Origin of the sequence: Halobacillus litoralis (assembly GCF_009856445.1) — a bacterium.
GTDB classification, from domain to species: domain Bacteria; phylum Bacillota; class Bacilli; order Bacillales; family Halobacillaceae; genus Halobacillus; species Halobacillus litoralis.
Genome location: NZ_WMFA01000003.1, coordinates 237,857 through 262,339, shown reverse-complemented (window position 1 = coordinate 262,339; position 24,483 = coordinate 237,857). Strand labels below are relative to the sequence as shown.

Below are 24,483 nucleotides of genomic sequence, written 5' to 3'. Positions count from 1 at the left end.
TGAATTAATTGAAATTGATGAGAACAGCGACAATCATAAATACGGACGCTAGCCCGAAGAGCATCAACTGAAATTTAAAGATAAAGCGGAACCAGTTGGACCAGTCCAGTCGCGCCGCACCCAGTGTGCCCATAAGCGCCGCAGAAGTAGGTACAATAATGTTTGTTAATCCATCTCCCAATTGGAAAGCCAAGACGGCTACTTGTCTCGTCACACCTGCGATGTCAGCTAAAGGCGCCATCAATGGCATCGTCAGAGCCGCCTGCCCCGATCCTGATACGACAAAGAAGTTGAAGACCGATTGGAATAAGAACATCAACCATGCAGATATGACCTCAGGCACCCCATCAAACAATTGCCCTGCTGAATGAAGAACCGTATTCAATACAGAAGCTGAGGCCGGGTCATCTCCTCCCAGAATAATAATAATCCCTTTAGCCATCCCTACGACCAAAGCAGCTGGAAGCAGATCTTTCGCTCCTTGAGCGAACCCTTCTGCAATGTCATTGACTCTCATATGATTCAATTTGAAGATAACACCAATAATTCCTGCCACAAGACCTATGGTAAAGAACTGGCTTGCAATTTCTGGAATATAATAAGCATGTTGAATAACACCCCAGATAATCCAAGCAACTCCTAAGACCACGGTCAAGATAACCAGTACGTGACCAAACTTGAAGTTGACTTTCAAATCCTTTTGCTCAAAATCATCCCTGAAGTACTGGTCGGATTTATAAGCAAGTGACCGGGTCGGGTCTTTTTTTACGGAACTTGCATATTTCCATGTATAAATCGTACCGATAGCCGTAAAGATCAGCCACATCGTAAACCTGAATGGCGTCCCGGAAAGTACTGGCACATCCGAAACCCCTTGAGCAATGGCTACTCCAAAAGGGTTCATCCAAGATGTCGCAAACCCGATTTGTGTGGCTACATAAGTAATCATGATCCCAGTAATGGCATCGTATCCAAGCGCTACTACGAGTGGTACTAGAATCATAGCAAAAGCAATGGCTTCTTCTCCCATTCCGAAAACGGCGCCACCCAAAGAAAATAAAAAGAACATAATCGGAATGATTAGCACTTCTTTCCCCTTTGTCCGATCGATGACCGACAGAATGCCTTCTTCGACGGCCCGAGTTTTCATAATGATTCCAAAAGCCCCGCCGATAATCAGTATAAAAGCAACGACTCCGACAGCGGACCCCCACTTATCTCCTGAGACTAAACCTTCGAATACGTAATTTAACAGACCAGCTCCTCCGAATGGTTCAAATAAACTGGTCCCTTGCTGAGCAGTTTCGTCAGCCACTGAAAAACTATCCGGTACCAGGACGGTTCGCGTTTCCTCTGAGCCGGATTTGTCGTACGTCACTTCTTCTGTTTCGAATGTTCCAGCAGGTATTAAATAAGTTAATAGAGCTGCAAATAGGACAACAAAAAAGATGATGACATACGTATGAGGCATCTCAAACTTCTTCTTCCGCTTCTTATCCATGTGTTTTTTTCCCCCTTCTGATCCTTCCACTATTCTTACATGCAAGTTTTATGCCAAAAACATTTTCTGAAAATTCCGCCTTAAAGGAGGCTCTTTTTCTAAAATAGGATACAATTGGGTGTTATAATATAACCCAAGAAGAACCAAAAAGAAGGGTGATAAGATGAAAAATCAATTAACGTTGCTAACAGGAACCAAAGAAACACAAGCGACACTACACGAACAATTGGAAGACATTTTAGGAGAATTCATCCATATTGAGAGCTATGCCGTGGATGAACATGTTCCCAATCAAGTCAGTGATGACTTAATCATCTTTTCCTCTTATTTAATTGAAAAGGAAGCCGCTCCTTTCATAGCTCCTGGCTCACCCCGCAAAACAGCCATACGCACAATTAATTACCAGCACATTGAACGATTGTTGGAACTAGAAGAAGGAACCTCGGTTCTATGTGTCAATGACACATCCGAAATGGCAGAAGAAACGATTGATACATTAAAAAAGATGGGGATCGATCACCTGTCCTTCACCGCTTATTACCCAGGGCTGAAGAATACATATGACATCTCCACTGCCATCACTCCAGGCGAGGTCACCCTTGCTCCTCCTTCGGTAGAGAAGATCATTGATATCGGTGTCCGCCTTATCGATATTACGACATTAATTGAAATTCTCGATCACTTCCACTTAAAAGAAAAGCTTGGAGGAGTGATTTCAAATCGGTACACAGGAAAAATCATCGATTTAAGTAAAAAACTCTCAGAAATGAATAAACAAACCGAACTTTTAAACCAACATCTTCAGCAAGTGGTGGATGGAGTGAATGATGGAGTCATGGCAATCGACGCTGATCAAAAAGTTACCGTCTTCAATCCTTTCATAGAAGAATACAGTGGCTTATCACACACACACGCCATGGGGAAGCCAGTTCATCAATTATTCAAAGATCCGAAGCTCCTTAAGTTCATGACCACCCCTCAGGAAGAAGGATTGTACTTTACTTTAAACGGTTACAACCTCATGATTTACCGTGTCCAATGGGAAGAAAGTGACAACGTAATCTTCATTTTCAAAAACTCAGATGAAACCATCACGATGGAAAAGGCGGCGCGAAAACAATTGTTGAAAACAGGCTATATCGCAAAGTACACCTTCAAAGATATCATCGGGAAAAGCCCGACGATTGAAAAAGCGAAAGCCATCGGACATAAACTTGCGAAGACACCCCTCCCTGTTTTAATACACGGAGAAAGCGGCACCGGTAAAGAGCTGTTCGCTCATGCCATCCACCATGAGTCCGACCGCCTTTATGAACCTTTCCTCGCCGTGAACTTCAGTGCATTACCTGAAGATTTATTGGAAAGTGAACTCTTCGGCTATGAAGAGGGGGCTTTTACCGGTGCTAAGAAAGGTGGCAAAAAAGGGTTGTTTGAACAGGCGGATGGCGGCACCATCTTCCTCGATGAAATTGGAGATATCAGTTTAAAGCTTCAAGCTCGTTTATTGCGGGTGATTCAAGAGATGGAAATTCGTAAGATTGGAGGATCGAAAACCATTCCAATCAACGTAAGAATCATTGCTGCCACAAATAAGGACTTACTCCAACTGATCGAACAAGGGAAATTCAGAGAAGATCTTTACCACAGACTTAAAGTTCTCTACGTGTCCGTTCCTCCACTAAGAGAACGAAAGACAGATATTCCTGCGCTTGTGGAACAGTTTTTATTGGAAAACCACACACCTAATAAAGGGCTGGGGAAAGGATTGCTTGGAGAATTGACGCGCTATGATTGGTATGGAAACATTCGTGAATTAAAAAATACAATATCCTACCTTCTTACAGTTTCAGAGGGGGACACCATTACGATTAATGACCTTCCTGATGAAGATTTCTTCCAAAGGCCAAAGAAAAATATAAAGCGGGAAACAACTAGCCTGGTGGATGATCGATTGAATAAAAAAGTTTTAGAGATTGTCCTGTCGTTGAATGAATCGATGATCAATGCAAGCCGTAAGAAAATCTATGAAGAACTTGATCAGGAAGGTTCCATTTCTTTATCAGAACAGCAGATTCGCAGAGTGTTGGCAGATTTAAAAGAACGAGGTTTTGTGACGATCAAACGCGGCCGGGCAGGAACACAGATTACAGAGGCTGGGGCTAATTACATCCATCCTAGTTAATGTTCTCTATTTAAGAGAATGATATAATAGTGTCGAATCGACAAAATCAGGGAGAGAGACATGACGATGGGACTACAAACTAAAAAATCCAGCAAAACGTTCTATGAAATATTCATGGTCGCTCTCGCAGCCCTTTCCGTCGCCACTATATGGCAGCAAACCGGCTATAATAGTGTAATTGTGTGGACGACATGGTCCATCTTCTTTCTTGACTTTCTTTATCGTTTGTATCGCTCGGACAGCAAATGGGGATTTATAAAAAAACACCCCTTCATCGTCATCGCTGCCATTCCCCTCGATGCCATTTTTCAGTTTGCAAGATTTGCAAGAATCCTTCATCTCTTAAGATTGAAGTCCATCACAAAGTACTACACGTTGCCTTTCATCCGCTTCCTTAAAAGACAGCATCTTTCAACTGTGACCGGGGCAACCTTTATTCTGGTATTCCTTCTGATCATTCCCTTAAATTTAATTGAAAACGAATTAGACAGCTATGGAGATGCCTGGCTAAGCGCCATCCTCTCCCTCACCTTCTTCGGTAGATCTGGATTTGAACCAGAAACGATGGCAGGACATATCATTATCGTCATCTTCACTATCCTCGGGGTGATCATTCACGGCCTAGTGATCAGCACAACATTTGATTACTTAATACAGAGCTCGCTCTTCCAATCCATTAAGAGCAAATTCACCGATAGATAAAGCCGCCATCAAATGGTGGCTTTTTTTCATGCCTCTCATACCAGATCAACGTTTAATACCTTTTATAAAAAGGAATCATAACCGGGATACCCATTTTCTGGAGGTGAAAGAGATGGCTGATCGAAAACGAGACAAAATATCTGAAAACGACCAAAGCTTCCAAGAAAAATTAAAAAAAGAACAGTTGATTGACGGCATTCCAGATGAAGAAGTAAAAAAAGAAGAAAGAGAACAGGATAAAGGAAGAAAATCAAAGCAGGACTCTGTTACAGAAGAAGATTACGATGAGGACCTTCGTCCATAAAGGCAGAAATGAGGTGAAACGTTGACAAAGTTCAAAGCATATAAAATCGACCAGACGGAAGAAGGTGTGCAAGGTTCGGTGCAAGACCTTTCTTTCTCGGACCTTCCTTCCGGCGATGTTTTAATTAAAGTCCATTATTCCAGCATCAACTATAAAGACGGGATGGTTACCCAGCCGGATAATCCCCTTGTCAAAAATTATCCGATTATACCAGGCATTGATTTGGCAGGAGAAGTCGTTCGTTCTTCTAATAACCAGTTTAAAGAAGGTGACTCTGTCATTGCTACCAGTTATGAAATCGGCGTCAATCATCACGGTGGATATAGTGAATACGCAAGTATCCCCGCCGAATGGATCGTCCCCCTCCCCGATGGATTGACAACAGAAGAGGCGATGATTTACGGGACGGCTGGTTTCACCGCTGCCCTTTCCCTTCATCGACTGGAAGAAAACGGACTGACTCCCGAACAGGGACCTGTCCTTGTAACCGGAGCTTCCGGCGGCGTGGGTAGTATTGCGGTTGCCATGCTCGCTAAGAGAGGCTATACCGTAGAAGCAAGCACTGGAAGCCCTCAGCATGAAGAATACTTAAAGGACTTAGGAGCGTCTAAAATCATTTCCCGTGAAGAGGTTTATGATGGGAAGCTCCGAGCAATTTCAAGCGGACGCTGGGCTGGAGCTGTTGATCCTGTCGGAGGAGAACAGCTCGCCTCCCTTCTTAGTCAATTGAAGTATGGCGGCGCAGCATCTGTGAGTGGATTAACCGGAGGTACCAAAGTTCCCACACAGGTTTATCCATTTATCTTAAGGGGTATTAGTCTTATTGGCATTGATTCCGTCAATTGCCCGATGGATCTAAGGAAAAAAGTGTGGCACCGAATGGCTAATGACTTAAAAATTAAAGAATTTTTCGATCGGATCAAAGCCGTTCATACTCTCAATGAAATCCCTGAAACAATTGAGAATGTTCTACAAGGAAAAACACGCGGACGCTCGATCGTAAAACTTGTGAATTGATGGTAGTTCCCCAAAACGTACGCTATTGACATTTATAAATATAGAGTTTATAATGATTTGATAGTGCCTTCAAAAGAAGGTAACTCGGAAAAGAAAAGAGTGATTTGTATGAGACTGGCATTCTGCTACGTTTTGATACAACTTAATCACACTGGATCAGCTTCGGAGCTGTAAGGATGCAATAGAGGTAGGGATTGCGTCGTTTAAGTTGCCAAAAACTACCATGTAGAATTTTTGAACCGCGGCAATAACATGGACAAAGTTCCACAAAACTTGCATGAAAAGCAAGTAGGTAAAACTTGATATTTTCCGAAAGTATACAAAGCGAGAAGGGCGGCCGCCCTTCTCGCTTTTCCAATTTCCATGGGTTTAAAGAGGTGCCTTCATGGTAATATAAGCCATAGAAGTATAGAAGGAGGCTTATGAAATGTCACGCTACTTAGAACATATTGAACCGGAAGATGTCCGCTTTCTTATGGACTTATCAGAGTTCAAAACGATCGTACTAAAAATGCTCGGTGAAGCACAGAATTTGGTGAACCTACAAATTTCCTACGATTTTCTTGATGAGCCAGAGGGAGACACACTTGTCCGTCCTATGGTTGAACTCAATGAAATCAGCAAGTTCACAGAAGAAGACCGTCATACATTGCTCCAATCTGGATTTTCCATAGACGGCGAGCCCTTTGATAACGCTGACTATGCTATGGAACAAATCTTCGGGGCAGAGTACACGATTCTTGACGTCACAGAAGATGAAGACGGCGCTTTTTTTACAATTGAAATGCCATATAGAAATTTTAAAGAACAAAAAAGTCGTATGTAATTCTACTTTAATTTCCCTTTATAAATTCAAAGAGCCTATGCTTTTGCATGGGCTCTTTCTTATTTCATTGAGCTGTTTTTAGGAATGTATGTTTTTTACTCGACCGACTTGACCGTCTTCCAGACGTACTTTTATTCCGTGAGGATGGTTTGGAGACTTTGTGAGAATATCCTTCACTCTCCCGCTGGTCAATGCTCCTGTTCGTTGGTCTTTTTTCAGGACGATCTCTACTTCTGCTCCTATTTTAATGTCGCTTCTTTTTTGTCCATTCATTTTTTGGAACCTCCACATTCAGTCTCCTCCGTATTTTATCACAATTCCCCCGCACACACTTATTCCACTAAAGCTCCCTTTAGTTGAAGACTCAGTTTCGAGACTTTTGTTAGGTGGATGGGGGCTGCGGGGAATAGCTCGCTTTCCGCGGGAGCGCGGTGAGCCTCCTCGGACTGCGTCCTGTGGGGTCTCACCAAGCACTTTTTTCCCGCAGGAGTCTCGCCATTCCCCTCCGCCCCTTTGCCAAGGAAGATTCTCGAAAACACTACTTAGAAAATTAGCTTATATGTTTATAAGAAATGGATAATATGTACTCTATCCAATGGACGTTTAGAATGCGTAATCGCTTGATACAAAGCCCTTTTTGCCTGCCTATAGGTGGGAAGGATTAGAACCTTATTTTTAAGTGCAGGGGTTCTATAATCTGCCTATCAAAATCATAAGAGCTGCCTTTTAGTGTTGGTTTCGAGAATCTATTCCATGGTAAAGGGGCGGAGGGAAACGGTGAGACTCCTATGGGACGTGTGGGACAGGTGAGACCCCGGAAGGCGTAGCCTGAGGAGGCTCACCGCCCGCCCCATGGAAAGCGAACCTTTTCCCGGAGCCCTAAACTCTCACAAGAATCTCGAAACTGAGTCTTCAAGAAAACTGCCATTTAGTTGAATATTTACTTCTTCTTATAAGGAGAAGCATAAAAAAAGCACTCGTTTGAGAGTGCTTTTTTTGTCTTAACTGCTGTAGTCGTATTGATTTTGAATCTTACCTTCTTTGGTATGGATAACCGCTGAAGTCCCTTTGTTTTGAGCGATTTCTTTTGCTCGGTCAATCGCATCCTGTTTGTTTTCGTACACCTTCGTCGGTTGTTCCGCACCTTCTGCTTTTACAGCCCAACCTTCTTCATGAGAAACTACATGTTCTGCTTGATTTCTGCTTTCAGCCACTTTGAATTCCTCCTTGATAATGATTATATAGGCTATATATCCGGTCACGAAAAGGTATAAACCTAATTTTCTCCATTCATTGACATTTTTTCCTGTATACTTCCATCCTTCTTGTGGATGACTACCTGTGTACCTTTATTTTCAGCAATCTCTTTCGCTCGGTCAATGGCTTCCTGCTTTTTATCAAAGACATCGGATGCCTGCTTCGCATCTTCCGCTTTTACCGCCCATCCTTCTTCATGAGCGACTACATGCTGACCCTTCTCCAAGAGTTCCGGGCGACTCTCGCCCTGCCTTCCATCCTCGTCCCTTGTTTTCAGGTTTTTATCGCTCATTTGCTTCATCCGATTCACTTCTTTTTCATCGGCATTTTCATACCATTCTTTTGCTTGCTCTGTAGCTATAGGGATGGCCTGTCCCTCTTTATACCCTTCATCAATAATAGCGTTCGCTATATCAATTGCTTTTTTTCTAATTGGTGTATCCAGGTTTTTAAAAGAGCTTGGATAATCATCTGTATCCCATGGCATTTCAGTCGTCCTCCTCATTGGTTTATTAACATGGTTATTCCCTTCATTAACACCGTTTTAAACGAATCGGGGACCTTCGTCGAATTGAAACAGGAGAAAAAATAAGATACGATATTAACGTCGATAAGTTAGAAAAAATGACATACTTTGATATTTTCTTACCAAAATTAGACGGTTCGTTCACAAAAAGCCATGGACATCCATTCGCTATGGTTGTTGGGCACATTACTTTTTAAGTGCATAGGAGGTATTTTCTTGAATATAAGTATCCATCCTCTAGGAGATCAGGCACTTCTTATTGATTTTGGAGAAGCTATCAATGAGGAGACAAATCAACAGGTACGTCAGGCTGCCGCACATCTAGAAAAGCAAAAGCCCGACTGGATGATTGAATACATTCCGGCTTTTTCTACTCTCACCATTCTTTATAACCCCTACTACATAGCTAAACAACTGCGTTCACAAGAGCTGCTCCCTTATGAATGGGCACGTACGAAGGTCTTAGATTTATTATCTCAAACGTCTTCCCATCATTCTGAGGGGAGAACCATAGAAATACCGGTGTGTTACGGAGGAGAATGGGGACCAGATCTCTCTTTTGTCGCGTCACACAACAGTATGAGCGAAGAAGAAGTCATAGACGCCCACATGAAGGGAGATTACCTTGTGTATATGATAGGATTCGCTCCTGGTTTTCCTTATATCGGAGGGATGGATAAAAAAATTGCTGCTCCCCGTCGTGACGATCCAAGGCTTTCGATTCCTTCCGGCTCTGTAGGCATTGCAGGAGAGCAAACCGGGGTTTATCCTATTGAAACTCCCGGGGGATGGCAGCTGATCGGCCGAACCCCACTCAAACTTTTTGAACCGGATAGGGAATCCCCTTCACTCCTCCAGGCCGGAGACCGCATTCACTTCAAACGGATAAGTGAAGCAGAATATTCACGACTAAAGGAGGAGGACCAATGATATCGGTATTGAAACCAGGACTGATGACCACCATTCAAGATTTAGGAAGGTACGGCTATCAAAAGGATGGCGTCATCGTAAGTGGAGCCATGGATCACCAGGCCCACCGAATTGCAAACCTCCTAGTCGGAAATTCTGACGAGGCAGCGACCATGGAGATTACACTCATGGGGCCTGTTCTTGAATTCCAACAAGATGCTTTCATTGCTATTTGCGGAGGAAACCTTACGCCTATGATTGATGGTGACAGTGTTTCCACTTGGAAACCTTTGTACATAAAAAAAGGAAGCGAGCTCCGCTTCGGTCAACCAAAAAAAGGCTTCAGATGCTATCTATCCATTTCCGGCGGATTCCAAGTGGAGAAGGTCATGGGGAGCTCCTCGACATATCTGCGTGCAAACATGGGAGGTTTCGACGGAAGGATATTAGAAAAAGGAGACCAACTTCGTTTTGGTGTGCCTGGTTCTCAACCTCAATATTCGAATGAGCAACTCAAACCTGCGGACAAAGCTACATCTTTTAATGAGGCTTCTTGGTTCGTCGGTCCTGAGTTCACTAATTATACGAAGAATGACCAGCCGATCCGAGTCATGCAAGGCCGTGAATTTGATTTATTCACAGAACAGAGTAAAGAACATTTTCTCAAAGATGCATTTAAAATTGATTCGAAATCAGACCGCATGGGCTACCGTTTAAACGGTGCAGCCTTGAGTCTTAAAAATAAGAAAGATATCATCTCAGAAGCTGTTACGTTCGGGACCATTCAAGTGCCCCCAGATGGAAATCCGATTTTACTACTAGCGGATCACCAAACCACTGGTGGTTATCCAAAAATCGGACAAGTAGCTTCGGTCGATTTACCAAGAATCGCACAAATGCGACCGGGAGAAAAGATCAACTTCACACCAATTACTCACGAGGAAGCTCAACGCCTCCTTTTAGAAAAAGAAAACCATTTCAAACAGCTGCAAAGAGGGATTGCCACGAAATTTCGTTAAGGAGGAGATACCATGCATACCGTCGACTTAAATTGTGATATGGGAGAGAGCTTTGGTCGCTACACCATCGGCCGTGACGAAGAAATCATGAAATATGTAACATCCGCGAATATCGCTTGCGGATACCACGCCGGGGATCCAACCATTATGAAAAAAACGGTTCAGATGGCGTTGGCGCATGATGTCGGAATCGGTGCCCACCCAGGCTTGCCGGATCTAGCAGGATTCGGACGACGCCCAATGGATATTTCTGAAGAAGAAGCTTATGATATGGTTGTCTATCAAATCGGTGCCCTGAAAGGGTTTGTGGATACAGAAGGGGGACGCTTACAACACGTTAAACCTCACGGTGCTCTGTTTAACATGGCTGCAAAGAATCAACAGTTAGCACAAGCTATAGCCAAAGCCGTTTATGATGTGGACCCAGAACTAATACTCTTCGGGCTTGCTGGAAGTGAACTCGTAAAAGCTGGACATGAGCAAGGACTTAAAACAGCCAGTGAAGTATTCTCCGATCGCACCTATCAATCAGATGGATCTCTGACTTCACGAAGAGATCCAAACGCACTCATTACTGATCACGAGCAAGCCGTCGAACAAGTCATCCGCATGATAAAAGACAACAAAGTCCGGACAGTTCAGGACACGGATATCGCTATTGATGTACAAACCATTTGTATTCATGGTGATGGTGCAAGCGCTATTGATTTCGCCAATTATATTACTAAAGCATTGAAAGAATCAGAGATCACCCTTCAATCCATCGGACAATTTATCACAAAATAAGAATACACAGGAATCATACAACACAATAAACCCTAGCAAAGGAGCTACCCCATGAAGGAACAATCGACAAGAAGTCTCCTGTTAGGAGCCGCTTTCCTGATGGCAACATCCGCCATCGGTCCTGGCTTTCTGACACAAACGACTCACTTCACTCAACAACTCGCAGCAAGTTTTGGATTTGTCATCTTAATCTCCATAATTATAGATATCGGAGCTCAACTGAATATATGACGAATCATTGCGGTGTCGGAAAAACCAGCTCAGGATATCGCTAACAGTCTCCTCCCTGGTCTCGGAGTATTTTTATCAGTACTCATAGTCGCGGGTGGTTTAGCCTTTAATATTGGAAATATCGCAGGCGCCGGCCTTGGTACCAATGTCCTCTTCGGAATTTCACCTGAAATGGGAGCATTATTCAGCGGGATCGTCGCCGTTGCCGTCTTCCTCGTACGGGAAGCCGGTAAAGTCATGGACCGATTCGCACAGATTGCAGGATTTATCATGATTGCATTGACGATTTTCGTTATGTTCTCTGCTCAGCCACCTGTTGGAGAAGCAATCACGAAAACATTCGTTCCTGATACGATTGATTTTCTAGCCATCATTACCCTCGTCAGCGGAACCGTTGGCGGATACATTACCTTCGCCGGGGGCCACCGTCTTTTAGATGCAGGGGTAAAAGGAAAAGAAGCACTCCCGCAAGTCACAAAAAGTTCCGTGTCTGCGATTGGGATTGCTTCTGTCATGAGAATCTTTCTTTTCCTTGCTTCTTTAGGTGTTGTAGCCTCAGGTTTCACACTGAACCCTGAAAACCCGCCAGCTTCCGTCTTCCAGGCAGCTGCCGGAAATGTCGGATACAAAATCTTTGGTGTCATCATGTGGGCCGCTGCTGTAACTTCTGTAGTCGGAGCTGCTTATACATCCGTTTCATTTATTCGTACTTTCAATAAAACAATCAACAAGCACCACAAATGGTTCATAGTCGCGTTTATCGTCATCTCAACGACCGTCTTCGTTTCAGTTGGTGAACCTGTCAAAGTGCTGATTCTTGTTGGCTCGTTAAATGGTTTGATCCTCCCTATTGCGCTGGGTGTCATGCTGGTAGCCGCGTATAAACAAAAGATTGTCGGGGATTACAAGCACCCGCTATGGTTGACCATTTTCGGTGTATTGATTGTCATCGCCATGTCCTACATGGGCGGCATGTCACTCATCCAAGGCATTCCAAGACTATTCGGTTAACCCCCAAAGAGCTCAGGCCACCTGAGCTCTTTTTTTATCAGTAAAGCTCCCTCTTCTTGAAGACTCAGTTTCGAGACTTTTGTTGAGTGGACGGGGGCTGCGGGGAATAGCTCGCTTTCCGCGGGAGCGCGGTGAGCCTCCTCGGACTACGTCCTGTGGGGTCTCACCAAGCACTTTTTTCCCGCAGGAGTCTCGCCATTCCCCTCCGCCCCTTTGCCATATAAGTATCTCGAAACCACTTCCAGGAAAGGGAAGCTTTTACTCCTAAGGAAAGTGAAGAAACATGGATTCTCCTACAACATTTTGAATGATAAAGCCTGTTATAGAGCGCTTTCTCACTAAAGATTCAGGATCTGTGAAAGACACTCATACTGGGCAAAGGGGTTCGTTTCTCACTTTTATCGTATGGGGTGGCTGGGAAGCTGCGAGACTCCCGTGGGAGAAAGGAGATCGGCGAGATCCCGCAGGGCGTAGCCCGAGGAAGCTCGGCACTCCCCCACAGGAAAGCGAGTAGCTTCCCAGCCACCCCTGACTCCAAATATGGCAAACGAAGCCCCCAAACATCTCGAAACTGAGTCTTCAAGAAACCTGCCATTTACTTTAATAAGGAATTAGTGATATAAAGTACCTTTTTGCTCGAGTTTTTATTAGATGAGGATTACACTGGAAGAAACCTATACATAAGGAGTGGTTTGGTTGAGTAATCCGGAAACTTGGAAGCAAGTGGATCAATACTTTATCGATCAGTTAATTCCCTCAGATCCTGTCATGGAAAATGTGCTAAAGGCAAATGAAGAAGCAGGACTCCCTTCTATTGACGTGTCCGCTATCCAGGGAAAGATGCTTCAGCTGTTCGTAAAAATGAAAGCCGCAAAACATGTATTAGAAATCGGTACACTCGGTGGATACAGCACGATCTGGATGGCAAAAGCCCTACCTGAAGATGGTCATATCACCACACTCGAATTCAATCCGAAGCACGCGGAAGTGGCTTCAAACAATCTCGAAATGGCGGGTGCGAAAGATAAAGTAGAAGTGATTGTCGGCCCCGCACTAGATTCCTTGCCTACTTTGGAAGGGCGTGAACCCTTTGATTTCATTTTTATCGATGCAGATAAGAATAATAACCCCCGCTATATCAAAGAAGCCCTTACATTATCTAAGCCCGGAACAACGATTTTAGTAGACAATGTTGTTCGAGATGGAAGACTGCTTGATTCGGAAAGCAAAGATAAGAGTATTATAGGTATACGAGAGATGTTTGACTTACTAAATAACCATCCAAACCTGGATTCCACAGCCTTTCAGACAGTAGGAAACAAAGGATATGACGGTTTCGTTCTGGCCGTCGTTACTTGAGCGCCCCAACAAGAAGTGCCTCCATTATAATGGAGGCACTTCTTTTAATTTGATCCAGACTGCTGTTCTGTCATCAATATGGAGAGCATGTTTATTTAAGTGCTCCGTCAATTCCTGAACATAAGCTTCCAATCCTACTTCCCGAATTCTATGATAGATCTCTTCAAGAGAGAGTTTCGGATGGAAGAGTCCATCAGATATCAGTAAGAGGCTGCGAACCCCTCTTCTACTTATCGTTCCCTGATCAAGGCAGTCCATCACTTCGGGCATACCATTGGCAACAGTATAGCCGCCTTCCACATTTGCGAGCCGTCGGTTATAGCGGAGCTTATTCATCCGTATATCATAATAACTCTCAGGAGGGATTTCCTCCCCAGCCTTTCTTCCTTCTGCACGTTTTTGCTTGGCCCTTTCACTAATTCCTTTTACAGAGTCCGATGTGAGGACAGTAAACCTACCCTCTTCATCCTCTATGAGGATCATAGAGTCTCCCAGCTGCACATATTGAATATGGTCATTCATGATTTCAACTGCAGCCACGCATGTGGACCAGCGTTCTTCGCCGAGATCTGTTTGTACTGCGTACTTTTCCATCTCTTCCCGCAGATGGATATTCGCTTTTTCTACCGCTTGAGCTAATCCTTCCCCACCGCTTAACTGATCCAATTTAGCTTTGAAAATTTGCGCAGCAAGGTAGGCTCCATTATGGCCTGCTTCATCTTCAAAACAGACAAGGGGAGTAGCTCCATCCAAAACGCCATAAATACCAGCCTGTGAGTTTAAAACAAAGGCATCTTCACATTCCTTTTTTACCGGGCTCTTTTTTTGAATATGTTCTACAGAGGTGACATTCAATTGATCCCCTCCCTTTTCACCCAATCCTCTTTTAACATTCCATATACCACATGATCTGTATATTCTTCATAAAGTCGGGCTGCCTGCCGGATGACACCTTCCTGCTTGAAACCCAGCCTCTCCGGTACTCCCCGGCTCTTTTTATTTTTAGATGCCGCTCGAATTTCAATGCGGTTCATCCCCATCGTTTCAAACGCATAGTCGAACAACACTTCACATGATCGTGTAAGGAGCCCCTTTCCTTTGTAATCAGCTCCCATCCAGTACCCGATGCTGGTCACATTGTTTTTCTCATCGATCTCATGAAAATCAACGACACCGGCAATTTCCCCCTTGTAAAGTACACAAACAGTCAGACCGTTATTTTCCGCATAACGGCGTAAGCTCATCTTTATGTAATTTCTTGTATCTTCGACCTCTTTCGTGAAATGGATCCATGGAAGCCATGCCTGTATGTGATCCCTGGAACGATCCGATAACTCAAACAGCTCTTCCGCGTCGCGGTGGTCAACCATCTTCAGTGATAACTCGTCATCGATTCTGTGTTCAAACATTAGTCTTCTCCCCCTTTTCATCTGTGGTCATTTGTATTCGACAACATCCTTCCTTGTTCCTGCAAAAAAAGTACGACAGAACAAGTCTGTCGTACTTTTGTATTTATGGCTTTAATACCAGCTTTCCTTTTGTTTTTCTAGCTTGCATGACTTCATGCACATGAGCCGCTTCTTCTAAATGAAACACCCCGCCAACGGTTAACTTCAAATCTCCCGACTTGATCATTTTCAACAAGTGATTCAAGCTCTTTTCAAAAAGGACGGGTTTTTTCATAATCTGTGGCAGGAAGAATCCGATAACCGATAAGTTCCGGTTCATTAATCCAGAGGGGTACATTTGAGCTGGCTCTCCACTGGCTACCCCATAAACAACCACTCTTCCGAATGCTCTCATACATTTGACGGTCTCGTGAAAGATATCGCCTCCTGCCATTTCAAGAGCCACATCTACACCTCTTCCATCCGTTGCCTCCAACACTTCCTCACGCCAATTCGAATGGGTGTAATTGATCGCATGATCAGCCCCTAAATCGCGGGCAAGCTTCAATTTTTCTTCTGAGCTTGCTGTTGCGATCACTTTTCCTGCGCCGAAATGTTTGGCGAGTTGCACGGCGAGAGAACCAACCCCGCCGGCCGCTGCATGGACGAGGACGGTTTCCCCTTTTTCAAGCCTCCCCATTGTTGTAAGGATATGATAAGCGGTTAACCCTTGTAAGGGGAGAGCAACAGCCGTTTCATCTGTCACTTCTTCCGGAATAGGAATTAAAGTGCTCTCCTTCGTTTTCACATATTCCGCATAGCCTCCTGAACCAACGAGAGTCACAACACGATCTCCCTTAGAGACCCGGGTTACCCCTTCACCAACTTCTTCTACAACCCCGGCTACCTCCGCTCCGGGAATAAAAGGAAGAGGGGTAGGTACAACATACGCCCCTTCACGTCTTGCTGTGTCCGCATAGTTCACCCCGATAGCATGAACCTTGAGGAGGACTTCGCCCGCTTCAAGCTCTGGACGATCGACATCCACTTTTTCTAATACAGAAGGGCCTCCATATTCCTTGAACTGTATGGCTTTCATTGTCATCCTCCTCATTTCCCTACGAAATTAGGTTTGCGCTTTTCCTTGAATGCCTGTACGCCTTCTTTGTGATCTTCCGTTGAAACCATCATCGTCTGCGTGATTCTCTCCTGTTCAAGTATTGTAGCTAAGTCCGAGCGATCGGCCTGATCCACGATTTTTTTCATCATCCCCATGGCTCTGCCCGGTCCTTTAGAAAGAGCAAGAGCATAGTTCATGGCCTCCTCTTCTAAATCAGCTAGTGGAATCACACGATTCACAAGTCCCCATTCGGCAGCTGTTTCAACAGGGATAGGTTCTGCACGGAAGAGAAGTTCTTTCGTCCGGTAAGGGCCAAGCAACCTGGATAAAAAGTAATGTCCGCCACCGTCCGCAACAAGTCCGACTTGAGCAAAGCTTAGAACAAACTTACTTTCTTCCCCTGCCAGAATCTGATCACAGGCAAGGGCTAGGTTAAAACCAGCCCCTGCTGCATATCCATGAACCACCGCGACCACTGGTTTGGCTAAATCTTTAATTTTCAAAATCAATCGATTCAATTCCCCAACGTGGTCATATAAATGCTGCGCATCAGCTGTCCCCATGGATTTGACATCTCCACCAGCGGAAAAAGACCTCCCGGCACCTGATAGAACCACAACTTTCACATCATCATTACGTTCAGCTTCATCAAGGGCATTCTGGAGCCCGATAATCATTTGATCCGAAAAAGCATTCAAGGCATCCGGCCTGTTCAGTACACAGGATAATACGGGCCCTTTTATATCCACACTCAAGTGATCATTTCCTAGTTTCATTTCGATCATCTCCTTTTTTATGATACATACTGACCGGCTGCAATCATTCGATCGGCAAGTTGACGGTTTCTTTCCACCGCTCCTTCCCATTGGTACTCACTCAATAGCACGGGGATATGACGTAACGTTTGAACACGTTCCTCCCCTTGCAGCAAGGTGGACAAGAGTTGGGTAAGGGTGCGCTGGACGTTCAATGCGGACTGTTCAATTAACGTATAGGTCATCATTTCTTTTAGTGGAAGGCTTGGATCTTTCGCATGTTCCGCTTTTGTTGTCCTTAAGACCGCAGACTCGACACGATATATATCTATAGCAAGATCAGCGAGCTTCATTAATATTTCCTGCTCACCCTGTATGGATTTTCCATACATGCGATAAGCCGTTCCCCCGCAGACAAGGTACAGATCCTTCATGAGAGCGACAACTTCTTTACAAGGGTCCGATTGTTTATATCCGCCATTTTTAAGTGAATACTCCGCCTTTTCCATCAGGGATGCTGCGTCAAATTCCTCTTTAGCTGCTTTCTGAAAAAAGGCACCTGGAATTAACAGACGGTTGATTTCATTCGTTCCTTCAAAGATTCGATTAATTCTAGAATCACGATAGGCTTGTTCAATCGGGTATTCCTTGATGAACCCCGCTCCTCCATGCAACTGCAACGCTTCATCTACCACTTCGTCAAGCGTTTCTGAACCCGTGACCTTACAAATTGCAGCTTCAAGCTTATGCTCATTCATCACCTTAGCCGTTGCCCGTTGATCCTCTGAATCGTAGTGGCCGTGAAGAGAAGCTTCAATATGACCAGCGGTCCGGTAAAGCAGAGACTCTGTTCCATAGATTTGCGCGGCCATCGATGCGAGTTTTTCCTTGGTTGCCGGAAATTCAGCAATGCTTTTTTTAAATTGTTTCCGTTCTTTCACATGGGTAATGGCTAACTGAAAACTATATTTCGCCGCTCCCATCGTGGCAAAACCTAAATTGAAACGCCCCAAATTCAAAACGTTCAAAGCAATCAGATGTCCCTTACCAACTTCTCCTAGCAAGTTTTCAGCAGGAACCTCGCAATCTTCCATCACGACAGAACATGTCGAAGAACCTTTAATTCCCATCTTCTGTTCTTCCGGTCCGATGGAAAGGCCAGGGAAGTCTTTCTCGACAATGAAAGCGGTAAAATGCTCTCCGTCTACTTTCGCATACACGATAAACGTGTCAGAAAAAGCAGCATTGGTGATATAAATCTTGGTACCGTTCAATAGATATTGGTTACCTGTTTCATTCAGCACAGCGGTCGTTCTTGCGGAAAGAGCGTCTGACCCTGCTTCTGGCTCTGTTAGACAATAAGCCCCTATGTACTCTCCTGATGCGAGTTTAGGCAAATATTTTTCTTTTTGCTGCTTTGTTCCAAAGTAAGTGATCGGTAACGTAGCAATACACGTATGATTCGAATGGGCAACACTATATCCACTCGCATTTCCCAATGCTTCACCGACGATCCCTTTACTGACCTTATCTAACCCCAGTCCCCCATAGTTTTCGGGAATGCTGTGGCCAAGCAGCCCTAAATCTCCTGCTTTACGCATTTTTTCCGATACAAAATCAAAATCTCCGCCTTCAATTCGATTCCTATTCGGGTGTATTTCCTGGGTAATAAATTGTCGAGCAGTGGCAGCTATCATCTTATGCTCATCTGTACGATCCTCCGGTGTAAACACTGACTCCTCTGAGACTTCCGAAATCAAAAACTCCCCACCTCGAACATTATGCTGAACTGGTTGCATTTTTACCCTCCTTGATTTGTCCGCTTACACGGTCATACGTTAGTATAGATTCAAATAGACCTTCGTCAGCAACAAAATCAATCTCTTGTGGATCAAGCCCGGCATTTACGAGCAATTTCCCAATCCTGCAGGTCCTTAATAATTCCTTTGCAGCACCACTTCCCTTATAAAAACCAAGAGCTGTAACGGCTTCATCGGAAAGCCTCCACTTCCCCTTCTTTTGCATGTGATAGACTAAACTGCCGACACCATAAAAGTCTTCGACCGTAAATTTTCCGCTTGACCCTGCACAAACGAGCACGACATCATCTTCTATATGGCGTTCTGCCATATGAGCTGCCATCGCTGGATTGTTTAGTAGTGAAGAGGCATATAGAGAAGAGGCTTGTCTGGATTGATGTAACGCGATCGTTCCGTTTGTCGTCGTCAAAATCAGATGCTTATCCTTGATGATCGACTTCAAATAAGTTCTTAATGGAGGTTCGAACCCCTCAATCCTTCTTCCTTTATCTTCCCCAGCCATAACGAAAGGGTCATTGAATTGTTCCGCTTTTTTCCGAGCTTCATCCGGGCTGAATACAGGAATGACACTGGTCGCACCATCTGCAATAGCAGCCGTAATGGTCGATGTGGCGAATAAGACATCAAAGACGACAACGACTTTCCCTCTCAGTTCTTCCGGAAGGATATCTTCTTTCTTAAAAATGACTTGGACATCCCCCATGCTAAAGGCCTGCAGTTTCTTCCGCATGTCGGATCAACTGATTGACGAAGACGTGCATACCAGCAAACCTGGGATCCTCGGTTTGTCCATTTTTATAGCGATAGTAGATTTGCTGAACGATTCCTGCCAGTTTGAAATAGGCGAAGGTCAAATAGAAGTCGATATCATCTACGCCTCTACCACTTTTTTCAGCATAGCGGTGAATGAATTCATCTCTTGTAAAGAATCCTTTCTGAACGGTAAGCGGCGGTTTCCCCAGTCCCGTTTTCAAAAGTTCGGGGTCGTTTTTTTGAATCCAATAACTCATGGCAGCACCAACATCAGCCATCGGATCACCCACGGTGGTCATTTCCCAATCAAACAAACCTACCATCCGCGAAGGATCTTCCTTACTGAACATGGCATTATTCAACTTGTAATCATAATGAATGATGGAAACATCTTTGGATTCTGGAATATTTCCGACCAGCCACTTTTTCAAGCGCTCTCCGGAAACGACATCATCCGTTCTCGCTTTCTCGTACCGCTTAATCCATCCGTGCACTTGTCTATCCATAAATCCTTCAGGCTTGACCATATCTTTCAAAGGAGTGTTCCGATAATCCAGTGAATGAAGCTCTGCTAGCCGGTCGACCATGGTTTCTGATAGCTTCCTACCTAGCTCTTCTGTCGCTTGAACACCTTCAGGGTAGGTGTGATCAAATACGAGCCCCTCTCTGCGTTCCATCAGAAAAAAAGGGTGGCCAATCAGATTGCCAGATTCATAGAGATAGGGTTTCGGTGCTAAAGGATAAACGGGATGTAAAGATTGAAGAACCTTGAATTCACGTTCCATGTCATGTGCCTTTGGAGCCACCGGCCCCATAGGAGGGCGGCGTAAGACCGCTTTCCACTCTTCTCCCACTGAAAGTTCGTAGGTCAAATTGGAATGCCCCGCCCCGAACTGCCTGATTTGAATATCACCTGAAGGCATATCTAACTGTTGTCTCAAATAACGTTCAAGCTTCTTTACGTCCAATTCTTCCCCTTGACGGACAGGCCTTGTATCTTCTGTATAAACCATGTAGAACCCCCTTATTTTGGAACCATTTGATAAGATGACAAGGTTTCTTTCATATCAGAGGTCAGGGCGACACTCTGCTGTTGTTCAAAGTCGAATTGAACAATAACCGACAAGCCCTTGGCCGCAAGTTCCCCTGATTCCTTTTCAAACATGTCCTGCTCTAAATGGAAACTGGAGCGCCCAACTTTCACGACATGGCTCCGAATGATCAACGTCTGATTAAAATACACCTGCTTGATGAAATCACATTTCGTCGAAGCAAGGATAAAGTTCCAATCATCTCCTACAAGCGCAAGATCATTAAAAAATCGAATGCGCGCATCCTCCATATAGACAAAAAAGTTATTGTTATTCACATGCCCTAATAAATCGGTTTCACAAAACCTGACGTTCACTTCCATTTCATGCATTTGTTCTCCTCCTCAACTTTTAACAGGGTTCTCATAGGTATAAAAACCCTTCCCTGTTTTTCGGCCAAGCTCCCCTGCTTTCATTTTCTCTTCCAATGTTTTAGATGGCCGGTCTCTGGGGTCGCCTGTCTCCTTAAACTGTTGCTCCATCACATAATAGCCTACATCGATCCCTGACAAATCCATCAGTTCAAACGGTCCGATTGGATGGTTCAACGCCTTTTTAACGATTTTATCGATATCTTCATAATCCGCGTATCCCCCCTCATACAAGCTCATCGCTTCTTTTTGGATCGCGAATAAAATTCGATTAGCGATAAATCCTGAGATTTCTTTTTGCAATAGAACCGCGGTCCGGTTCATCTCTTCACATACCTTCATGGCCACAGCAGCCGTTTCTTCTGACGTATGTTCGCCTTTGACGACTTCCACACAGTCCATGACAAGTGGAGGGAAGAAAAAGTGCATGTTGCACACCTTATCCGGCCTTGAGGTTGCGTCAGCTATCAATGAACTGACGATGGTCGATGAGTTAGTTGCAAAAATCGTATGGGAAGGTGCATGCTCATCCAGTTTCGCGAACACTTCTCGCTTTACATCCAGCTTTTCTACGACAGCTTCAATGACAAGGTCGGCATCTGAAACCGCTTGTTCCATTTCTGTGGTGAAATGAAGGCGGGTAAAAGCTTCTTCACGCATCTCATTGGAGATTTTATCTTTTTTCACCCACTTGTCCATAATTCCTGAAAGCTTCATTTCTGCCTTTTCCAATGATTCCTGACTGATATCCTGTAGCTTTGTTTCATATCCAGCTAATGCACCAAGCATGGCAATCTGGTGCCCCATGCTGCCTGCTCCGATCACCGCTAACTTTTCAATCGTCATGAGTATCCTCCTCGATTCCTTTAAAAATCAACCGCATATATAAATCAGTCAAAGACTTTTCATCCACTTCACCATCCGGCTCGTACCAAAAATAACTCCAGTTCGCCATTCCAAGAACTGCATAAGACAACATATCTGCACGCAAGTCTTTTTTGAACTCGCCTGCCTCCATCCCTTCCCCCAGCACTTTCTGTATGTTTTCCTGGAATTGTTGCCTCTTTGGAAGAATGATGGCTGTCTTTTCTTCACTCAGGTGTCTCATTTCTTGAAAAAACACAAGGGCACTATGACCGTTTGTTCGGATATTGCTGATTAACAATTCTACAATTTGGTACAACTTTTTAGAGTTTGACAGATCTTCGTTTGTCATGATTTTCTCTTGTCCGTCCAGCAGGTGGTCAATAAACGATTGGTGGATATGAACGAGCACATCTTCTTTGTTCTTGAAATAATAATAAAATGTCCCCTTCGTCACCCCGTTCGCTTCGACAATGTCCTGAATGGAAGTGGCCTGGAACCCCTTTTTACCGAATAACTCTATAATTGTGTCCATCATTTTTTCTTTCATGTCTACCCGTCCTAACTCAACAAAATCCATCAACAGGAAGCGTGCATGCCACCGTCGACAACGAGAACGTCTCCGGTCACATAATCCGAGGCCCGACACGCCAGAAATAGAGCCGCTCCCTTCAAGTCCTCCTCCGAACCGAAGCGCCCAAGCGGCGTTCGATCGAGAATGAAATCTCCTCCGTGCTCAAGCACACCTTGCGACATTTTCGTCGGGAAGAAGCCGGGAGCAAGGGCGTTCACTTGAATGTTATGCGCTCCCCACTTCACCGCAAGATCCTTCGTAAATGTGATGACCGCCCCTTTACTGGCATTGTAACCGACGGTCTCCATAAACCTTGGATCCGCTCCACCAAGGCCAGCAACAGAAGCGATATTGATGATTTTTCCGGATTTCTGCTTAACCATGTGCTCGCCAACCTTTTGGGACATAAGGAAAGTTCCAGTTACATTAACATTCATCACCTTTTGGAAGGCTTCCAAGGGCATCTCAAGTGTCGGGGCACCCCACGTAGCCCCACTATTGTTAACAAGAATATCAATCGATCCGAATTTGGCTACCGCTTCATCCACTACACGATCAATATCATCAGGGTTTGTGACATCACATCCGAGGGCAAGAGTCTCGACACCACATTCACTTTCCAACCTGAGGGCTGTTTGTTCACATGCCTCTTGTTTACGGGAGCAAACAATTATATTTGCCCCAGCTTCTGCGAGACCTTCAGCAATTTGCTCACCGAGGCCGCGACCACCTCCCGTAACCAGGGCGGTTTTACCTTTCAAATCAAAAAGATCTTTAACATGCATGGTCTCACTCCTCATATTTAGATAATTCAAGTTTAGCGATTTGTCTCCTATGGACCTCATCCGGACCGTCAGCCAACCTCAATGTCCGTGAATTTGCCCATTGGGCTGCCAATGTAAAATCATCACTGACCCCTGCCCCTCCATGAGCTTGAATCGCCCGATCAATCACTTTTAATGCCATATTCGGGGCGACCACCTTAATCATGGCGATTTCAGTTTTCGCTTCTTTGTTACCAACAGTGTCCATCATATAAGCAGCCTTCAAAGTAAGCAGACGTGCCTGTTCAAGTTCAATCCGGGAGTCTGCGATCCACTCCCTCACCACCCCTTGGTCGGCCAATGGACGATGAAAGGCTTCTCTTTTTTGAACACGCTTACATAAATCTTCAAGTGCTCGTTCTGCCGCTCCGATTAACCGCATGCAGTGGTGGATTCTTCCAGGTCCAAGGCGCCCTTGAGCGATGGCGAACCCCTTCCCTTCTCCCCAAATTATGTTTTCCTTCGGTACACGGACATTGTTAAAATCAATTTCTGCATGGCCATGAGGAGCATGGTCATACCCAAACACAGGCAACATACGTTTTATGTGAACCCCTTCTGTATCCAAAGGGACAAGAATCATCGACTGTTGTTCATGACGCTTCGCATTTGGATCCGTCTTCCCCATAAAAATGGCTATTTTACACCTTGGATCCCCCGCGCCCGAAGACCACCATTTCCGACCATTGATGATATAATCGTCCCCGTCCTGCGTAATGATAGACTTAATATTTGTCGCATCAGAAGAAGCTACATCCGGCTCAGTCATAGAAAAGCAGGACCTGATCTCCCCTTTCAATAGAGGTTTCAGCCATTCGTTTTTTTGAGCTTCACTTCCATAGCGCGCAAGCACCTCCATATTTCCTGTATCTGGTGCATTGCAATTGAAAACTTCTGGGCCGATGAGCGAACGTCCCATCATCTCACAGAGCGGAGCATATTCAAGGTTTGAGAGACCCGCCCCATATGTATCGTCAGGTAAAAACAAATTCCAAAGACCTTCCTCTTTCGCCTTCAATTTCAGCTCTTCCATAATAGGAGGAACTTCCGAAAAGCGATCATCTTGTGCATTTAATTGGTTCTCATACACCGACTCATTCGGATAAATGTATTCATCCATAAACCGTCCCAGCTTTTCAAGGTAGCCTTTAACCTTATCGGAATAATCAAAGTTCACCCTTTTTCCTCCTCCTTCGCAAAAACATACCAAACGGTTAGTATGCATCCATTTTATACCTACTATTCTGAAAATTCAACAAAAAGTGAATGATTATTCATATTTAAGATCGAATC

At 44.5% G+C, this 24,483-nt stretch carries 25 protein-coding genes and 1 pseudogene; 10 read left to right on the top strand and 16 right to left on the bottom strand.

The window, feature by feature from the left end:
- Positions 1–4: 4 nt before the first annotated feature.
- Entirely contained in the window at positions 5–1,501 is a 1,497-nt protein-coding gene (gene yfcC, locus GLW00_RS11710; protein ID WP_160914249.1) for a putative basic amino acid antiporter YfcC, read from the bottom strand.
- 163 nt (positions 1,502–1,664) lie between these two features.
- On the opposite strand from yfcC, the gene GLW00_RS11705 reads away from it, so the two are divergent.
- The 5 genes from GLW00_RS11705 (at position 1,665) to GLW00_RS11685 (ending at position 6,532) form a co-directional block, all read left to right on the top strand.
- A complete protein-coding gene (locus GLW00_RS11705; RefSeq protein ID WP_160914247.1) occupies positions 1,665–3,683 on the top strand; it encodes a sigma 54-interacting transcriptional regulator in 2,019 nt (672 codons plus the stop codon).
- A gap of 60 nt (positions 3,684–3,743) precedes the next feature.
- Entirely contained in the window at positions 3,744–4,385 is a 642-nt protein-coding gene (locus GLW00_RS11700; RefSeq protein WP_237417488.1) for a hypothetical protein, read from the top strand.
- A gap of 112 nt (positions 4,386–4,497) precedes the next feature.
- Complete coding sequence (locus GLW00_RS11695) at positions 4,498–4,689, top strand: hypothetical protein (RefSeq protein ID WP_160914246.1); 192 nt, start codon at positions 4,498–4,500, stop codon at positions 4,687–4,689.
- Between the two features lie 21 nt (positions 4,690–4,710).
- Positions 4,711–5,706, top strand: a complete 996-nt coding sequence (locus GLW00_RS11690) for an NADPH:quinone oxidoreductase family protein (protein WP_160914244.1) — start codon at positions 4,711–4,713, stop codon at positions 5,704–5,706.
- Between the two features lie 427 nt (positions 5,707–6,133).
- Complete coding sequence (locus GLW00_RS11685; RefSeq protein WP_160914242.1) at positions 6,134–6,532, top strand: hypothetical protein; 399 nt, start codon at positions 6,134–6,136, stop codon at positions 6,530–6,532.
- A 78-nt stretch (positions 6,533–6,610) separates the two neighbouring features.
- Here GLW00_RS11685 and GLW00_RS11680 read toward each other — a convergent pair whose 3' ends face one another.
- From GLW00_RS11680 to GLW00_RS11670, 3 genes are all read right to left on the bottom strand, one after another.
- Positions 6,611–6,805 carry a YwbE family protein gene (locus GLW00_RS11680; protein ID WP_160914240.1) on the bottom strand — a complete coding sequence of 65 codons (195 nt, stop codon included), beginning with the start codon at positions 6,803–6,805 and terminating at the stop codon, positions 6,611–6,613.
- Positions 6,806–7,533: 728 nt separating this feature from the next.
- Positions 7,534–7,746 (bottom strand): DUF2188 domain-containing protein, encoded by a 213-nt coding sequence (locus tag GLW00_RS20680; RefSeq protein ID WP_160914238.1) that lies wholly within the window; start codon positions 7,744–7,746, stop codon positions 7,534–7,536.
- A gap of 62 nt (positions 7,747–7,808) precedes the next feature.
- A complete protein-coding gene (locus GLW00_RS11670) occupies positions 7,809–8,276 on the bottom strand; it encodes a DUF2188 domain-containing protein (protein WP_160914236.1) in 468 nt (155 codons plus the stop codon).
- 255 nt (positions 8,277–8,531) lie between these two features.
- On the opposite strand from GLW00_RS11670, the gene pxpB reads away from it, so the two are divergent.
- The 5 genes and pseudogenes from pxpB to GLW00_RS11645 all read left to right on the top strand — a co-directional run bounded on the left by pxpB (position 8,532) and on the right by GLW00_RS11645 (position 13,630).
- Positions 8,532–9,245, top strand: coding sequence for a 5-oxoprolinase subunit PxpB (pxpB, locus tag GLW00_RS11665; RefSeq protein WP_237417487.1), 714 nt, complete (start codon positions 8,532–8,534; stop codon positions 9,243–9,245).
- The gene (locus GLW00_RS11660) at positions 9,242–10,243 is read left to right on the top strand and encodes a 5-oxoprolinase subunit C family protein (RefSeq protein WP_160914232.1); all 1,002 of its coding nucleotides are present in this window, start codon (positions 9,242–9,244) and stop codon (positions 10,241–10,243) included. The genes pxpB and GLW00_RS11660 overlap by 4 nt, the downstream gene beginning before the upstream one ends.
- A gap of 12 nt (positions 10,244–10,255) precedes the next feature.
- The gene (locus GLW00_RS11655; RefSeq protein WP_160914230.1) at positions 10,256–11,029 is read left to right on the top strand and encodes a LamB/YcsF family protein; all 774 of its coding nucleotides are present in this window, start codon (positions 10,256–10,258) and stop codon (positions 11,027–11,029) included.
- 51 nt (positions 11,030–11,080) lie between these two features.
- A pseudogene (locus GLW00_RS11650) lies at positions 11,081–12,271 on the top strand (NRAMP family divalent metal transporter).
- Positions 12,272–12,967: 696 nt separating this feature from the next.
- A complete protein-coding gene (locus tag GLW00_RS11645; protein ID WP_160914228.1) occupies positions 12,968–13,630 on the top strand; it encodes an O-methyltransferase in 663 nt (220 codons plus the stop codon).
- 24 nt (positions 13,631–13,654) lie between these two features.
- Here the strand turns inward: GLW00_RS11645 and GLW00_RS11640 are convergent, their stop codons facing one another.
- The 12 genes from GLW00_RS11640 to GLW00_RS11585 all read right to left on the bottom strand — a co-directional run bounded on the left by GLW00_RS11640 (position 13,655) and on the right by GLW00_RS11585 (position 24,367).
- The gene (locus GLW00_RS11640; RefSeq protein WP_160914227.1) at positions 13,655–14,485 is read right to left on the bottom strand and encodes a protein phosphatase 2C domain-containing protein; all 831 of its coding nucleotides are present in this window, start codon (positions 14,483–14,485) and stop codon (positions 13,655–13,657) included.
- The gene (locus GLW00_RS11635) at positions 14,482–15,039 is read right to left on the bottom strand and encodes a GNAT family N-acetyltransferase (protein ID WP_160914225.1); all 558 of its coding nucleotides are present in this window, start codon (positions 15,037–15,039) and stop codon (positions 14,482–14,484) included. Before GLW00_RS11635 ends, GLW00_RS11640 begins: the two co-directional genes overlap by 4 nt.
- A gap of 103 nt (positions 15,040–15,142) precedes the next feature.
- The gene (locus GLW00_RS11630) at positions 15,143–16,117 is read right to left on the bottom strand and encodes a quinone oxidoreductase family protein (protein ID WP_160914223.1); all 975 of its coding nucleotides are present in this window, start codon (positions 16,115–16,117) and stop codon (positions 15,143–15,145) included.
- Between the two features lie 11 nt (positions 16,118–16,128).
- On the bottom strand, positions 16,129–16,914 hold the full coding sequence (locus GLW00_RS11625) for an enoyl-CoA hydratase/isomerase family protein (RefSeq protein ID WP_160914220.1): 786 nt from the start codon (positions 16,912–16,914) through the stop codon (positions 16,129–16,131).
- 17 nt (positions 16,915–16,931) lie between these two features.
- Positions 16,932–18,692, bottom strand: coding sequence for an acyl-CoA dehydrogenase FadE (locus tag GLW00_RS11620; protein WP_160914218.1), 1,761 nt, complete (start codon positions 18,690–18,692; stop codon positions 16,932–16,934).
- On the bottom strand, positions 18,673–19,416 hold the full coding sequence (locus GLW00_RS11615; RefSeq protein WP_160914217.1) for a 2-phosphosulfolactate phosphatase: 744 nt from the start codon (positions 19,414–19,416) through the stop codon (positions 18,673–18,675). The genes GLW00_RS11620 and GLW00_RS11615 overlap by 20 nt, the downstream gene beginning before the upstream one ends.
- A 1-nt stretch (position 19,417) precedes the next feature.
- Entirely contained in the window at positions 19,418–20,479 is a 1,062-nt protein-coding gene (locus tag GLW00_RS11610) for a phosphotransferase family protein (RefSeq protein ID WP_160914215.1), read from the bottom strand.
- Positions 20,480–20,490: 11 nt separating this feature from the next.
- Positions 20,491–20,889 (bottom strand): acyl-CoA thioesterase, encoded by a 399-nt coding sequence (locus GLW00_RS11605; RefSeq protein ID WP_160914213.1) that lies wholly within the window; start codon positions 20,887–20,889, stop codon positions 20,491–20,493.
- A 12-nt stretch (positions 20,890–20,901) separates the two neighbouring features.
- Entirely contained in the window at positions 20,902–21,774 is an 873-nt protein-coding gene (locus GLW00_RS11600; protein ID WP_160914211.1) for a 3-hydroxyacyl-CoA dehydrogenase family protein, read from the bottom strand.
- Entirely contained in the window at positions 21,764–22,342 is a 579-nt protein-coding gene (locus GLW00_RS11595; RefSeq protein ID WP_160914209.1) for a TetR/AcrR family transcriptional regulator, read from the bottom strand. Before GLW00_RS11595 ends, GLW00_RS11600 begins: the two co-directional genes overlap by 11 nt.
- Positions 22,343–22,371: 29 nt before the next feature.
- Positions 22,372–23,151, bottom strand: coding sequence for an SDR family oxidoreductase (locus GLW00_RS11590; RefSeq protein ID WP_160914207.1), 780 nt, complete (start codon positions 23,149–23,151; stop codon positions 22,372–22,374).
- A 4-nt stretch (positions 23,152–23,155) separates the two neighbouring features.
- A complete protein-coding gene (locus GLW00_RS11585) occupies positions 23,156–24,367 on the bottom strand; it encodes an acyl-CoA dehydrogenase (RefSeq protein ID WP_160914206.1) in 1,212 nt (403 codons plus the stop codon).
- Positions 24,368–24,483 lie beyond the last annotated feature (116 nt).

What these genes read in the sequence shown, in the direction of transcription:
- GLW00_RS11660 (WP_160914232.1), top strand. Translation starts at nt 9,242, where the DNA reads ATGATATCGGTATTGAAACCAGGACTGATGACCACCATTCAAGATTTA.
- GLW00_RS11625 (WP_160914220.1), bottom strand. Translation starts at nt 16,914, where the DNA reads ATGAAACTAGGAAATGATCACTTGAGTGTGGATATAAAAGGGCCCGTA.
- GLW00_RS11680 (WP_160914240.1), bottom strand. Translation starts at nt 6,805, where the DNA reads ATGAATGGACAAAAAAGAAGCGACATTAAAATAGGAGCAGAAGTAGAG.
- GLW00_RS11620 (WP_160914218.1), bottom strand. Translation starts at nt 18,692, where the DNA reads ATGCAACCAGTTCAGCATAATGTTCGAGGTGGGGAGTTTTTGATTTCG.
- GLW00_RS11670 (WP_160914236.1), bottom strand. Translation starts at nt 8,276, where the DNA reads ATGCCATGGGATACAGATGATTATCCAAGCTCTTTTAAAAACCTGGAT.
- GLW00_RS11605 (WP_160914213.1), bottom strand. Translation starts at nt 20,889, where the DNA reads ATGCATGAAATGGAAGTGAACGTCAGGTTTTGTGAAACCGATTTATTA.
- GLW00_RS11700 (WP_237417488.1), top strand. Translation starts at nt 3,744, where the DNA reads ATGACGATGGGACTACAAACTAAAAAATCCAGCAAAACGTTCTATGAA.
- GLW00_RS11630 (WP_160914223.1), bottom strand. Translation starts at nt 16,117, where the DNA reads ATGAAAGCCATACAGTTCAAGGAATATGGAGGCCCTTCTGTATTAGAA.
- GLW00_RS11590 (WP_160914207.1), bottom strand. Translation starts at nt 23,151, where the DNA reads ATGCATGTTAAAGATCTTTTTGATTTGAAAGGTAAAACCGCCCTGGTT.
- GLW00_RS11610 (WP_160914215.1), bottom strand. Translation starts at nt 20,479, where the DNA reads ATGGTTTATACAGAAGATACAAGGCCTGTCCGTCAAGGGGAAGAATTG.
- GLW00_RS11595 (WP_160914209.1), bottom strand. Translation starts at nt 22,342, where the DNA reads ATGAAAGAAAAAATGATGGACACAATTATAGAGTTATTCGGTAAAAAG.
- GLW00_RS11695 (WP_160914246.1), top strand. Translation starts at nt 4,498, where the DNA reads ATGGCTGATCGAAAACGAGACAAAATATCTGAAAACGACCAAAGCTTC.
- GLW00_RS11615 (WP_160914217.1), bottom strand. Translation starts at nt 19,416, where the DNA reads ATGGGGGATGTCCAAGTCATTTTTAAGAAAGAAGATATCCTTCCGGAA.
- yfcC (WP_160914249.1), bottom strand. Translation starts at nt 1,501, where the DNA reads ATGGATAAGAAGCGGAAGAAGAAGTTTGAGATGCCTCATACGTATGTC.
- GLW00_RS11635 (WP_160914225.1), bottom strand. Translation starts at nt 15,039, where the DNA reads ATGTTTGAACACAGAATCGATGACGAGTTATCACTGAAGATGGTTGAC.
- GLW00_RS11600 (WP_160914211.1), bottom strand. Translation starts at nt 21,774, where the DNA reads ATGACGATTGAAAAGTTAGCGGTGATCGGAGCAGGCAGCATGGGGCAC.
- GLW00_RS11655 (WP_160914230.1), top strand. Translation starts at nt 10,256, where the DNA reads ATGCATACCGTCGACTTAAATTGTGATATGGGAGAGAGCTTTGGTCGC.
- GLW00_RS11705 (WP_160914247.1), top strand. Translation starts at nt 1,665, where the DNA reads ATGAAAAATCAATTAACGTTGCTAACAGGAACCAAAGAAACACAAGCG.
- GLW00_RS11685 (WP_160914242.1), top strand. Translation starts at nt 6,134, where the DNA reads ATGTCACGCTACTTAGAACATATTGAACCGGAAGATGTCCGCTTTCTT.